Annotated in this window: 12 protein-coding genes; 8 read left to right on the top strand and 4 right to left on the bottom strand. The window is 47.9% G+C overall.

From position 1 onward, the window contains the following. The first annotated feature begins 68 nt into the window (after positions 1 to 68). The gene (locus tag AB4Y93_RS26745) at positions 69 to 1,166 is read left to right on the top strand and encodes an AbfB domain-containing protein (RefSeq protein WP_441896614.1); all 1,098 of its coding nucleotides are present in this window, start codon (positions 69 to 71) and stop codon (positions 1,164 to 1,166) included. A 137-nt stretch (positions 1,167 to 1,303) separates the two neighbouring features. Next, positions 1,304 to 1,699, top strand: a complete 396-nt coding sequence (locus tag AB4Y93_RS26740) for a VOC family protein (RefSeq protein ID WP_441896612.1) — start codon at positions 1,304 to 1,306, stop codon at positions 1,697 to 1,699. Between the two features lie 66 nt (positions 1,700 to 1,765). Here AB4Y93_RS26740 and AB4Y93_RS26735 read toward each other — a convergent pair whose 3' ends face one another. Continuing rightward, positions 1,766 to 3,697: a glycosyl hydrolase family 18 protein gene (locus tag AB4Y93_RS26735; RefSeq protein WP_441896610.1), complete on the bottom strand. Its 1,932-nt coding sequence runs from the start codon at positions 3,695 to 3,697 to the stop codon at positions 1,766 to 1,768. A gap of 191 nt (positions 3,698 to 3,888) precedes the next feature. On the opposite strand from AB4Y93_RS26735, the gene AB4Y93_RS26730 reads away from it, so the two are divergent. Genes AB4Y93_RS26730 through AB4Y93_RS26715 form a run of 4 tightly spaced genes read left to right on the top strand, consistent with a single transcriptional unit; the run spans position 3,889 to position 7,456 of the window. After that, positions 3,889 to 4,593, top strand: coding sequence for a methyltransferase domain-containing protein (locus tag AB4Y93_RS26730; protein ID WP_441896608.1), 705 nt, complete (start codon positions 3,889 to 3,891; stop codon positions 4,591 to 4,593). Continuing rightward, positions 4,586 to 5,773: an NAD(P)/FAD-dependent oxidoreductase gene (locus AB4Y93_RS26725; RefSeq protein WP_441896606.1), complete on the top strand. Its 1,188-nt coding sequence runs from the start codon at positions 4,586 to 4,588 to the stop codon at positions 5,771 to 5,773. Before AB4Y93_RS26730 ends, AB4Y93_RS26725 begins: the two co-directional genes overlap by 8 nt. Then, entirely contained in the window at positions 5,746 to 6,222 is a 477-nt protein-coding gene (locus AB4Y93_RS26720; protein WP_441896605.1) for an SRPBCC family protein, read from the top strand. Before AB4Y93_RS26725 ends, AB4Y93_RS26720 begins: the two co-directional genes overlap by 28 nt. Position 6,223: 1 nt before the next feature. Beyond that, positions 6,224 to 7,456, top strand: a complete 1,233-nt coding sequence (locus tag AB4Y93_RS26715) for a beta-ketoacyl-[acyl-carrier-protein] synthase family protein (protein ID WP_441896603.1) — start codon at positions 6,224 to 6,226, stop codon at positions 7,454 to 7,456. Positions 7,457 to 7,502: 46 nt separating this feature from the next. On the opposite strand, the gene AB4Y93_RS26710 is transcribed toward AB4Y93_RS26715, so the two are convergent. Continuing rightward, positions 7,503 to 7,739 (bottom strand): hypothetical protein, encoded by a 237-nt coding sequence (locus AB4Y93_RS26710; protein WP_441896601.1) that lies wholly within the window; start codon positions 7,737 to 7,739, stop codon positions 7,503 to 7,505. A 191-nt stretch (positions 7,740 to 7,930) separates the two neighbouring features. Here AB4Y93_RS26710 and icmF point away from each other — a divergent pair, with 191 nt between their 5' ends. Both icmF and AB4Y93_RS26700 read left to right on the top strand, forming a co-directional pair. Then, entirely contained in the window at positions 7,931 to 11,164 is a 3,234-nt protein-coding gene (gene icmF / locus AB4Y93_RS26705) for a fused isobutyryl-CoA mutase/GTPase IcmF (protein ID WP_441896599.1), read from the top strand. A 49-nt stretch (positions 11,165 to 11,213) separates the two neighbouring features. Beyond that, positions 11,214 to 11,663 carry a hypothetical protein gene (locus tag AB4Y93_RS26700; RefSeq protein ID WP_441896597.1) on the top strand — a complete coding sequence of 150 codons (450 nt, stop codon included), beginning with the start codon at positions 11,214 to 11,216 and terminating at the stop codon, positions 11,661 to 11,663. A gap of 225 nt (positions 11,664 to 11,888) precedes the next feature. On the opposite strand, the gene AB4Y93_RS26695 is transcribed toward AB4Y93_RS26700, so the two are convergent. Together AB4Y93_RS26695 and AB4Y93_RS26690 are read right to left on the bottom strand one after the other, a co-directional pair. Beyond that, positions 11,889 to 12,170, bottom strand: coding sequence for a YxcD family protein (locus AB4Y93_RS26695; protein ID WP_167273559.1), 282 nt, complete (start codon positions 12,168 to 12,170; stop codon positions 11,889 to 11,891). Then, entirely contained in the window at positions 12,170 to 12,598 is a 429-nt protein-coding gene (locus AB4Y93_RS26690) for a hypothetical protein (RefSeq protein WP_441896595.1), read from the bottom strand. The genes AB4Y93_RS26695 and AB4Y93_RS26690 overlap by 1 nt, the downstream gene beginning before the upstream one ends. Between the last annotated feature and the right edge of the window lie 52 nt (positions 12,599 to 12,650).

Below are 12,650 nucleotides of genomic sequence, written 5' to 3'. Positions count from 1 at the left end.
CGGGCAACTCCATCCCTTCCGATCTGTCGCAAACGAAGCTTGATCTATACAAAAGTACGGACAAAGGCTTGACCTGGACATTCGTTAGTTCAATTGCAACTGGTGGAAAAGCAGATCCAAATGGCTCTTACGATCCTGTATGGGAGCCATTCCTGCTTGTAGCCAACAACAAGCTCATCATGTACTACTCGGATGAGCGTGATGCAGCACATAATCAAAAACTTGTTCACGTTACCTCGACTAATGGTACAACTTGGAGCTCCACAGTAGAAGATATTGCACTGGCAGATTCGACGAAACGTCCAGGAATGTCTACCGTTGCGAAGCTTGGTAATGGCAATTACATCTTGACCTATGAATACGGAGGATCGCCAAACGGCAACTTTGCGGTTTATTACAAAATCTCTTCCAATCCGGAAAACTTCGGAGCTGCTACAGATCCAGGTACTGTACTTAAAACAAGAGACGGTGTTATTCCTTCAAGCTCTCCATATGTTGTCTGGCTCTCAGGCACTGGACCAAACGGAACAATTGCTGTATCATCCAACTCCAGCACAGATCTCTATCTGAACTCGGAGAATGGTGCTTCAGATACATGGACGAGAGTAAGTACAGTAGTGCCACAAGGTTACAGCCGCGCGTTATTGCCTATGGCTGATAATCATAATGTACTTATTTTGACAGGTGGACCACTTGGCAGTGGACATAACTCAGTTAGCTACGGCAGCAAAGAGTTAGGGGACGCAGCACAAATTCACCAGCTGGAATCCAGCAGGTATGCAGGATACTATATGCGCCATTATAACTTCTTGGCTCGGATTGATACGAACCCATCACCGATCAATGATTCCAAATTCCGAATGGTGCCTGGCCTGGCAGACTCCGGCGGTGTATCCTTTGAATCGGTTAACTTCCCTGGTTATTACTTAAGACATTATAACTATGTGCTTCAAGTGAGCCGTAACGACGGGACAACAACATTTAATCAAGATGCTACGTTTTATCAGACAGCGGGTCTTGCGAACTCGGCCCAAGTCTCGTTCAGATCGTACAACTTCCCAACTTACTACATTAGACAATTGAACTATACCAGCATGCGGATTGATCCGCTTAGTGCATCAAGCTCGACGACTGATAAACAGGATGCAACGTTTATTATTCATTAATGTAGAGAGGCGGCCAGGCGACTGGCAGCTTTTTAGTGTGAAGGAAATTGGGTGGTGAATCTATCTAAATATGGTAAAATGAGAGTGATCTATACGTAATTTTACCAGATACAAAATCACTTGGAAGAGGTGTAGAAATGATTGCTTTAGGCTCACTGAGCATTAATGTCATTACGTTATTCGTTGAGGATCTGCAAGCTGCAAAGTCGTTTTATGAACAGGTATTCAGCCTTCCAGTCGTATATGAAGACGACAACTCCGCCGTATTTGACTTCGCCAACATGAGCATTAATTTGCTTCAGAATTCGGCCGCCCACGAGCTTATTGCTCCTGAGATAGTCGCAAGCAGAGAGAACGGATCGCGCTTTCAGTTCACAATTCGGATTGAAGATGTGGATGCTGTCTGTGCTGAGCTCAATGCACGTGGCGTCGCCCTTCTCAACGGTCCCATGGACCGGCCGTGGGGTGTACGCACTGCAAGCTTCACGGATCCAGGCGGACATATTTGGGAGATAGCGCAACAGTTGACTTAATAGAGTTCAGAATGCTCATAAAAATCCCCGTCCCTCGCCATAAGCGAGAGCCGGGGATTTGTCCATTTAACCCTGCTTCAAACGAAGCATCATCGTCCAGAGATCAGAAGATTCATAGCCGAGGCGCCAGGCGGCAACGCCGGCGAGGTCATATTTTTTGGCAATATTGATGCGTGCTTGTACGCTGCTTGCGTTCTCCGCCCAGAATACGTAAGTGAAGTCGTCTTTCACGTATTTGTATTTCGTTTGGCCTGGAGTAGCAGGATCGGAGACACCAACTGCGTTTGTATCTGCGATCAGCTTCGGAATGTCGCTCATCAGGACTGCACGGTTGCTGACAAGATTGCCAGAGCCGTCGACTTTCCACTCTCGTACATAGAATGGAATACCAAGCATCAGCTTGCTGCGAGGTACACCGTAGGCAAGGAATTGCTGAACACCAGCTTCCACCCAGGGCAGGCTCGCAACGGAGCCTGCTGTTGACGCACCGCTCCAATGCTCGTCATACGCCATAATGATAATCGTATCCACGACAGCTGCAAGAGCTGCATGATCATAAGCGGTCAGATGATCCCAGGACACGTCACCGCGTGGAAGATCAATCGATACTTTCAAGCTTTTTGCATGAGCAGCCTTCGTTAGAGAAGTGACAAATGAGGTATATGCCACACGATCTGTTCCTGCTACTTCTTCGAAGTCGATATTAACCCCATATACACCTAGTGCAGCAAGCTTTGTCACAAGACCCGAAATGAACTGCTGTTGAGCCTTGGAATCCGCTAGAAAAGCCGATGTCATCTGCTTATCGAAATCGTTAGAGACAAGGGGCATCACTTGTATGCCATGCGACTCTAAGCTAGATACGACAGCAGGATCGGATAGATCCGTTAGTGAACCGCCAGCATCTTTAAGCTCGAACCAAGAAGGGGAGTCGATCGACAATCCTTGAGTCTTTGCCGTCTGGTTCAAGATGGTCTCACTGTTGGAGGAACCGTTCCAAGCCAGATAAACTAGGCTCTTCGTGTTGCTCCAAAGCTTGCGTCCATCTGCATTTTGGACATAGCTGTTTGAATATCCTTTCGCATAAGCAACAGCTGATGCTCTCGAGAAGAAGGATTTCAGTTTGGTATCGCCTTGATAGACAGCTAAGTAAGGCACGCTTGTCCACCAAGTTGTTCCGTTATGTTTGACTTCTGAGTTCCCGAAATATTTGGCGTATTKCAAGGCGGGATCAAGAGCAACAAACGATTTAATGGTTTTGCCGCTTTGCAGTACTTCGTAGGTTGGCACATTCGAGTGCACAATAAGGCCAGAAACATTATTAACAACGGTGCTGCTAGGAATAGCTGCGGCTGCTTTTATAGCATCGTATAGAAAAGCATACGTTTTAGTCCCCTCAACTTGGACCTTATCTACTTTAATAGAGTAGACGGCATTGCCGCTTCGTATTTTCTTCTCCGTTGCTTCCGTCATATTGTCCCAAATCCAGCTGTTAGAAGACAGCTCCATGATATGAGCATTTGTCCAACTCTTTGCTTCCTTTTTTGCCGCATCTAACGTCGTGAAGCCCCAATTCGTATTGGTTTTATCACCTTGATAGAGCTGATATTTCGGATAAGACTGATAAATCCAGCCCGGGCTTTCGAGATCCCGGATATGTACGCCTTTCAAATTCTTGGCTGCGGCCAGTGCCTCATTGTACGTGCGATACTCCCATTTCGTGCTGGAAGTGCCGCCTTGATAAATCTTGTACTTGGGCAGATTGTCCCACACCCATACACGGCCCGTAATCGCTTCCACATGACTGTACTCAAAGCTTGAAGCGTAAGCGATCGCCTGCTTATCGGTAGCAAATTCACGCAATGCTTGATCGTTCTGATAGACGCGATACTTGGTCATTGTGCCGGAAACCGGGCTAGCTGCCATGCTGGTTGCACATAATCCAATGGTTTGGGCAACAAACAGAAGCAGAACTGCCGCCGATAGTTTTTTGAACATGCTTTTCTATCACACTCCTCTCAAAGTCTACTAAATTAGACGCAATTGAGCCGATTAGGTTGCGATAAAATTTGGCATGCTCTCCAGTGTAAATATTGCCAAGAGTTCATGCTTGACAGCATCGATGGATAAAAGAAGTGGAAAAGAATAACAATAAGGCCATGTAGGAAAAAGCTGGATGAGGTGATGAGATGGCACAGCTGTACGAGCGGCTGAACCTGAAGGAGCTGCTCGATGGTGATGGCGTGGAGCCATTAGAGCTTGAAAAAAGCCTGCGCGAGGTGTGGGGCGTCAATCGATATCTTGGTGGTAATCCCGCTTTGTTTGTTCATTTGGAAAAGCTTATGAGTCGGCTTAATCAAGCGGAGCCTATTCGAGTACTTGATGTGGCGACGGGGCTTGCAGATCTGCCGGTTGCTTTTGTGAAATGGTGCGAGAAAAGAGGTCGGAAAGCATCTGTTGTTGCAGTCGATAACCATCCACAAATCGTCGAGCTCGCAGCACGCCGAACAGATGCCTATCCGTCAATTGAGGTGCTGAGTGCAGATGGTACAGCACTTCCCTTCGAGGACAACAGCTTTGATATCGCTTTTTGCAACCTTGCCTTACATCACTTGGACGAAGGTTCAGCGGCAAAGCTGTTAGGGGAAATGTCTCGTGTTACCCGTTCAGGCTGGGTAGTGACGGATTTAGAAAGGCATCAGCTAGCTTATTGGGCTGCTAAGCTGCTCGCAAAGTTTGTCTGGAGGAGTCCGGTGACGCGGCATGACGGACCACTATCGGTACAGCGCTCTTTCACTCTGCAGGAAGCGAAGCAGCTGGTCCATCAAGCTGGGGTTAAAGCTACGGTACATAAGCATTTTCCATTCCGCTTGGCTGTTGTTGGTCATGAATAATTATGATGTGATTGTGGTTGGGGCAGGCCCATCCGGAAGCACATTGGCGAAGTTACTTGCGGGCAGCGGCGTTCGCGTCTTAATGCTTGATGCAGAATCCTTCCCGCGACGCAAGCCTTGCGGAGAATCGCTTAATCCTGGTGCAGTTGCTGCGTTGGGAAGAGTGGCGGGATACACGAATGTGGAACAAGTCTTTGATTTTCCATACAGCCATTTAAACGGATGGCGGGTTGTAAGCGGAAGAACAACGCTGGAAGCAGCTTACCCGAAAGGGGATTTTGGCATCGGCTGCCGCAGAGAAGTGATTGATCAATGGATGGCCCAGCAAGCTACTCGGGCAGGGGCGATTTTCGAGCAGTGTACAAGAGTTGAACGCTTGATCTGGGAGGGGGAGCGGGTAACGGGTGTTATTGCACGTTCTCCTGAAGGCAGACCTCTAACCATACGTGCAGCTATTGTGGCAGGAAGTGATGGTCTTCGATCAGTCGTTGCAAGAAGTGCCAAAGTGAACCGATATGGTCCTCTTCGAAAGGCAGCATTCACCATGCGGCTAAATGGGATGCAAGGTTTAAGCGGTAAAGTTGAACTATTTACAGGGTCGCATGGAAAAGTAATTGGTCTTGCCCCCATTGGTGGTGGACAAGCGAATATGACCGTTGCATTAGATAGTAACCATGCGTCAGCACTTGCGGGGCGAGAACGAACTGCTTATGTGCTCCAAGAAGCGAAAGCGATACCGGAGTTATTCGATCGCTTAATGGAGGTGGAGATTGAGGGAGATGTGTTGGCATGCGGCCCATTCGACCGTCCCGTTCTGCCGCATTTCATTGAAGGTATGGTTTTGCTTGGTGATGCAGCGGGTTATTATGATCCATTAACCGGGCAGGGGATATATCGGGCACTAAGAAGCTCCGAGCTTGCGGCACCGGCATTACTGCAGTCGCTTCAAAGTGGAAGATCAGAGCCGATCCGCCAATATTCGGTTGATCGTGACGATGAATTCGAACTAGGTACAAAGCTGCAGCACTTTATAGAACGGCTAAACAGACAGCCGCTCTTATGGCGGTCAGCCTTACGGTTAGTGGGGGCAGTCCCGCTGCTTAGGAATAAGCTGGCAGAAGTAATAGGAGATTGTCCGAAGGAGGCAGAGCCATGTATACCCGTAATGAAATCACCATAAATTGTGATCAAGAAACGGCATTTCAATATGCTCGGCAGGTGGAAAAATGGCCGATGCTGCTCCCGCATTATCGGGGAGTTCAGTTTGAAGAGGGCAGCAGCGATCAGGGCGGACTCGTGATGATGAAGGCGGTTAGACCGTTTAAGCCATTCGGATGGCCGGTTTGGTGGGTCAGCCAGATGGATATCGATCAGCAGCGCCGCAAGGTCTTTTACAAGCATGTTCGAGGTGTGACGGCAGGAATGGAAGTGGAATGGCAGATTGAGCCGCAAGGGCATAAGGATCAGGTGAAAGTCGTTATTATTCACCGTTGGCTGCAGCCGCCATTTGGGCGAAAGCTTGCATCGGGGATGATTGGCGACTTATTCGTCTATGTCATAGCGGATCGGACACTGCAAGGACTTAAGAGGCAAATCGAGCAACAAGAAGAACAGGAAGAGGTGAGCTGATATGGCAGAGATCAAGGCGGTTGTGACTGGAATAGGCTGTGTAACACCTATTGGTATTGGTGTAGAAGCGTTTTGGACAGGGGTGCAGCGTGGAGAGAGCGCCGTTACACCGATCGATAGGTTTGTACCGGAAGGTCTCCGCAGCCGGATTGCTGCGCAAATCCCGCTTTTTGATGCAACGGCTTTTATGGATAAGAAGCGTGCACATCGGATGGATCGTTATTCGCAGCTGGCAGTAGCGGGAGGCATTATGGCACTTCGTGATGCAGGGCTGGATGCGCAAGATATAGAGTCGGAGCGGGCCGGCGTATTTATGGGATCTGCCCTTGGAGGAATCGCGTTTGCTGAAGAACAATGCGGCCAATATATGCAGGGTGGATTCCGTTCTGTATCACCGACTCTTGGTTTCTCCGTATTCGGAGGAGCCGCTTCCTGTAATCTTGCGATGGAGTTTGGCTTTACAGGTCCAAACGAGACCAATTCGATGTCCTGCGGCTCTGGAGCAGTTGCGATTGGACGAGCTCTGCAGGCTATTCAGCGAGGGGAAGCAGATGTTGTTATTGCAGGGGGCTCAGAAGCGCCGCTTGCTCCTTTATCGTTTGGTGCATTTGATATGCTGCGCGCCATGTCCACACGTAATGAAGAGCCGTCAAGTGCAAGCCGGCCATTCGACCGGAACCGTGACGGCTTCGTGATGGGTGAGGGCTCAGCCATTCTTGTCATTGAGGCTGAGCATCATGCCCGTGCTCGTGGCGCACGAATTTATGGGGAGCTTGCTGGATTTGGTTTAACGAATGACGCCCATCATATGAGCGCACCTTTGCCAAGCGGCGCACAGGCGGCCCGAGCGCTGAAGATGGCACTTGCCAGTGCAGATATGTCGCCGGATGATGTCGGATATGTAAATGCACATGGTTCTTCTACGATGCTAAACGATGTGACAGAATCGAAAGTGATTCGAAGTGTATTTGGCAGCCGGCCAGTTGCGGTCAGCGGCACGAAAGGATTGTACGGTCATCCGCTTGGAGCTTCCGGTGCGATCGAAGCAGCCATTACGCTGCTATCGCTAAGTAACGGGTGGCTTCCGCCAACAACGAATTTACATGATCCCGATCCGGAAGCGGAGATCGATCTGGTTGCACGGCATGCAAGAGAGGTTAGAGCAGATGCGGCAGTATCTAATTCCTATGGCTTCGGCGGCGTGAATGCCGTGCTTGCGTTCCGCAGAGCATAATTAAAGGGCATCTTCCCAAAGAGGGAGATGCCCTTTCATTTTCACATCACCCGATACTCTGCGCTTCTTCTTTGAGGGTTGTGCCCTTCGCGGTTAACCGATACAGACCATATACAACAGGATTCACTTGTGCCAATCCTGCCTTCACTAAGTCTTTAAGTGATTGATTAACACTGTATAGATTTCCCGATTCTTTGGGAAGGCGTTCACTGAGTTGTACGGGTGACAACCATTCTTTCGTTAGAGTTAGTAACACGGTTTGTTGAGTTGGAGTCAAATTCATTCGTTCTTCCTCCTGCTTTGTTAGGTCATCATTTATAACTATACGTTCTTATTGACGGATAGATTCAAAGTATATTTAAGCTGCTCAAATATGCCGCAATAAAAGAATGTGAATCGCTCGGCTTAAACTCGAATATTGTAGGAATAAGGAGAAGGGCTGGTATTACTCAGATCGGAAGGGCGGGATTCAGTATGGAAATACCCGTTTATCGCCCGCAATGCCATGTTAGATTCATAACAGCAGCTGCTTTATTTGATGGGCATGATGCATCGATCAATATTATGAGGCGGATTCTGCAAGCATCTGGTGTAGAGGTTATTCATCTTGGCCATAACCGGTCGGTTCACGAAGTGACGAGCGCAGCGATCCAAGAGGATGTACAGGGGATTGCAATCAGCTCTTATCAAGGTGGACATATCGAGTATTTAACGTATATGTACGATGTATTGAAACAGGCAGGAGCTGACCATATTAAAATTTTCGCAGGTGGCGGCGGGGTTATTATTCCTTCGGAGATTGAAGCCTTACATCGTTACGGAATTGCAAAAGTGTTCTCCCCGGAAGACGGTCGTATGATGGGATTGCAAGGTATGATCAATTACATGATTGAGGCAAGTGATCATCCTACGCCAAGACAGGCTGAGCAGGATTTTAAGGAGCTAAAATCCAGAAATTGTGGAGCGGTTGCTAGGCTTATATCGGCTGCCGAAGATAAGGCGGCCAATCTTTTTTTGGATCACACGACATCAAACGCCTTGCAACAGCTCCATGAGCAAATTCCTGATACACCGGTGCTTGGCATTACAGGAACAGGAGGTGCGGGGAAAAGCTCGCTCACCGATGAGCTTGTCCGCCGTTATCTTGATCATTATCCCAACCGAACGATTGCCGTCATTTCGATAGATCCTACCAAGAGGAAGTCAGGTGGGGCTTTGCTTGGAGATCGGATTCGGATGAATGCGATCCATGATCCAAGAGCTTATATGCGCAGTATGGCAACTAGAAACTCCCGCTTGGAGATAAGTGACGCCACGAAAGACGCCATTGCTGTCGTCAAACAAGCCGGTTATGACTTTATTATTATCGAAACGAGCGGGATCGGCCAAGGTGGTGCATCAATCGTCGATCTATGTGATATATCGATGTATGTGATGACGAGCGAATACGGAGCGTCTACTCAACTCGAAAAGATCGATATGATCGATTACGCCGATATCGTCGTTATTAATAAGTTTGAACGCCGCGGCTCGGAGGATGCACTCCGGGATGTTCGCAAGCAGTTTAGAAGAAGCAGGCGGCGTCTTGAAGGGGTTCCTAACGAGCAGCTTCCTGTATTCGGGACAATTGCAAGCCAATTTAACGATCCAGGTGTGACGATGCTTTTCCATCATGTGATGAAGGTGGTAGAGGACAAAGCAGGTGGAGATTGGCCGCTAATGCGAAATATCCCTTATGAGCAGGCTGCTAAGAAAAAGGCAATCATTCCTCAAGAGAGAACCGGATATTTGCGGGAAATTATACAAACCGTCCGTTACTATAAAAAATTTACCGAAGAGCAGGTCGCCGTCGTCCGAACGATTGCCCAGCTTAAAGGTACGCGCCAATTGATTCACGCCAATCAGGGCAGGCTTCTGACAAGTGATGAGACCGCTCATTTCGCTGAAAAGCTGGATGTCATGCTGATGGAATGGGAGGATGATCTGCATCTGGACTGCCGGAAACAATTGTCGGATTGGCCGGATGTCCGCAGATCCTATCAGCAATATGTGATGGAATCGCTTTCGGGAAGTCTCGTGCCCCGGGTCAGCTTACCAAAGTTTCATGAGGCAGGCGAACTGCTTCGCTGGTTGCTTAAGGAGAATTTGCCTGGTAAATTCCCTTATACAGCAGGCGTATTCGCCTTCAAACGAACCGATGAGGACCCGAAACGCCAGTTTGCAGGGGAGGGGACACCTGAGCGGACAAATCGGCGTTTTCATTATCTATGCCGGAATGATGAAGCGACACGTTTATCCACTGCCTTCGATAGTGTGACCTTATATGGGCAGGATCCAAGCGACCGTCTCGATATCTATGGGAGAATCGGGAATAGTGGAGTCAATGTGTGTACGCTGGACGATATGAAGAAATTGTACGAAGGCTTTGATCTGTGTCATCCTTCCGTCAGTGTGTCGATGACCATTAATGGTCCGGCACCGATCCTTCTTGCCATGTTTATGAACACGGCTATTGACCAGCAGATTGATAAGTTTGTTATTGAGCATGGTCATCAGCCAGATGAAGCGGAGTATAAGGCGATTAAGGCGCGAGCGCTGCGTTCTGTTCGAGGAACGGTGCAAGCGGACATTTTGAAGGAAGACCAGGGACAGAATACTTGTATTTTCAGTACCGAATTTTCTCTGAAAATGATGGGCGACATCCAGCAATATTTTATCGATCATCATGTACGCCATTATTATTCGGTCAGCATCAGCGGGTATCACATTGCGGAAGCAGGGGCGAATCCGATTACACAGCTGGCTTTTACGCTGGCGAATGGATTCACGTATGTGGAGTATTATTTGGCACGCGGGATGCACATTGATGATTTTGCACCTAACCTGTCGTTCTTTTTCAGCAATGGCCTTGACCCTGAGTACAATGTGATGGGACGGGTAGCGCGCCGGATTTGGTCGACTGTCATGAAATACAAATATGGGGCAAATGAGCGGAGTCAGAAGCTGAAATATCATATACAAACGTCAGGCCGCTCGCTGCATGCGCAGGAGATGGACTTTAATGATATCCGGACGACGCTGCAGGCTTTAATGGCGACTTATGATAATTGCAATTCTCTTCACACGAATGCGTATGATGAAGCCGTTACGACGCCAACGGAAAGCTCCGTACGCCGGGCGATGGCGATCCAGCTTATTATTAATCGGGAGTTTGGGCTTGCGAAGAACGAGAATCCACTGCAGGGCTCTTTTATCGTCGAGGAGCTGACTGATCTGATGGAGGAGGCTGTACTCGAGGAGTTTCAGCGAATCCATGATCGGGGAGGCGTACTTGGCGCAATGGAAACGCAATATCAAAGGGGCAAAATCCAAGATGAATCTTTATTTTACGAGCAAAAGAAACATACGGGGGAACTGCCGATTATCGGAGTGAATACGTTCTTGAATCCCGAACCAGGAGAAGAGCGTTATGAGATGGAGCTTGCACGATCCACGGAAGATGAGAAGCAGGCGCAAATTCATCATTTGCAAGCATTCCAGATGAAGCATCAGCAGGAATGTGCGGAAGCATTGGACAGTTTGAAGCAGGCAGCCAAATCAGATGGGAATCTGTTCGAGACTTTGATGGAGGTTGTGAAATTCGCTTCTATCGGCCAGATTACAAATACTTTATTTGAGGTTGGCGGGCAATATAGAAGGAATATGTAACTCAGGAATAGAAAATATAGGTAAAACAATTCGAATGAGAGGTGAAGGCTTGAAACGAATTGTAGTTGGGCTAATGGTCTTCTGCTTAATAATTCTCAGCAGCTGCAGTCATGGAGTAAACGTCTACTCGGGTATTGATAGCAATGATATACCTCAAGTTGCAAAGTCCAAGGAAGTCTATTCGTTTCAGGGGCATAGTGATAACTGGGCTGTGTCGGTGTTTATTTATAAGCTGCCAGGAACTGAACGGTATGATTCTGTGAGCTTCTTGAAGTTTCTGGGGCCTAAACCTTATCCAACAGGGGAAATCAGAACGAATTATGATGGCGGCAGCGGGTTCGTTGGCGGCAGTGGTGCGATTATCACGGAAGATGTAAGTGTAAGCGGGATTTATTTCTTGCTCTTAAACGTAACGAAAGCTGTACCTGATAAGAATACGGTCATCAAATTACWGGTTATATGGGACGGACAATCCGACTATTTTGACCTAAAAGCTTAAGCGAGGTAAATCAATCGTGCTTGTTCTTACATTTCTACTAACTTTTATGAACTCTATTTTATTATTTATCATTTATCTTAATCTTCCAAAGCGGGATATTACGAAAGAAGCTATTAATCAAGCATGGGTGAATGATCGTATGAAGCGGGAAGAGAAGTAGACAGGTATAGAAAAAGCCTCCAACCCCACTCTTACAGTGGAATTGGAGGCTTCGTCATTTCTAATCTAATCTTCGATGTCCGCCCACATCTCTTCGTCCACATCCAGCTTAATATTGGAGCGGAAGACGCGGCGGTTATATTGCCGGTACATATATTGCTCAATCGCCTCGAGCAGATTTGCTTCGATAATATATTGGCTCCGACCTTTAACCCATACTTCTGCGGTGAAGCCGTACTCTTCATCCCAGGACAGCTGCACCTCCACGTCCGAAGGTTGCACGCCTCTGCGATCTGCCATATGCAGACAAACGGCATTAATAATTTCGTCCGTGTAAATTCTTGTCATTAGTAAGGTCTCCGTGTATCGGGATTATTTTTTTTCTTAAACATCCGGAAGAGCGAGATAACAATTCTTACGAGCACGAAGATGGCAAGCAAGTTGATAATCAGACCGAAGAACTGACCCATACCGCCCATGCTGCCCATCATGCCGCCAAACAACATACCTGCGATTCCGCCTACGAGCATGCCTTTCATAAAGCTGCCTCCGCCGAAAAAGCCTTTGTTTGCCGTTGTGCCTGTTTTAGATGTTGTTGCACCAGTGTTTGTCTTCGTACCAGAAGTTGATTCTGATGCCGCTGGCTTCTTAGGTGTTGTCGTGTAGCTTTGTTTTGGCGATTTGAATCCGCCGCCGCGTTTTGCAGCATCCGCTTGCCCAAGACCAAATGTCAGGAACAAAGCGAAAGCGATCATGACCAATAACCCTTTTTTCATTGTGTACTTCTCCTCCTGCTTCGATGTGTAGAGTATTCGTTGCTATCATACA

The sequence above is a fragment of the Paenibacillus sp. YAF4_2 genome (assembly GCF_052113225.1).
Classification (GTDB): Bacteria; Bacillota; Bacilli; order Paenibacillales; family Paenibacillaceae; genus Pristimantibacillus.
The sequence above is the reverse complement of the archived record's forward strand: the minus strand, read 5'-3'. Positions and strand labels throughout refer to the sequence as shown.

Excerpts from the sequence above, each read along its gene's own strand:
- AB4Y93_RS26730 (WP_441896608.1), top strand. The coding sequence starts at position 3,889 with ATGGCACAGCTGTACGAGCGGCTGAACCTGAAGGAGCTGCTCGATGGT.
- AB4Y93_RS26695 (WP_167273559.1), bottom strand. The coding sequence starts at position 12,170 with ATGACAAGAATTTACACGGACGAAATTATTAATGCCGTTTGTCTGCAT.
- AB4Y93_RS26725 (WP_441896606.1), top strand. The coding sequence starts at position 4,586 with ATGAATAATTATGATGTGATTGTGGTTGGGGCAGGCCCATCCGGAAGC.
- AB4Y93_RS26715 (WP_441896603.1), top strand. The coding sequence starts at position 6,224 with ATGGCAGAGATCAAGGCGGTTGTGACTGGAATAGGCTGTGTAACACCT.
- AB4Y93_RS26720 (WP_441896605.1), top strand. The coding sequence starts at position 5,746 with ATGTATACCCGTAATGAAATCACCATAAATTGTGATCAAGAAACGGCA.
- AB4Y93_RS26710 (WP_441896601.1), bottom strand. The coding sequence starts at position 7,739 with ATGAATTTGACTCCAACTCAACAAACCGTGTTACTAACTCTAACGAAA.
- AB4Y93_RS26740 (WP_441896612.1), top strand. The coding sequence starts at position 1,304 with ATGATTGCTTTAGGCTCACTGAGCATTAATGTCATTACGTTATTCGTT.
- AB4Y93_RS26690 (WP_441896595.1), bottom strand. The coding sequence starts at position 12,598 with ATGAAAAAAGGGTTATTGGTCATGATCGCTTTCGCTTTGTTCCTGACA.
- icmF (WP_441896599.1), top strand. The coding sequence starts at position 7,931 with ATGGAAATACCCGTTTATCGCCCGCAATGCCATGTTAGATTCATAACA.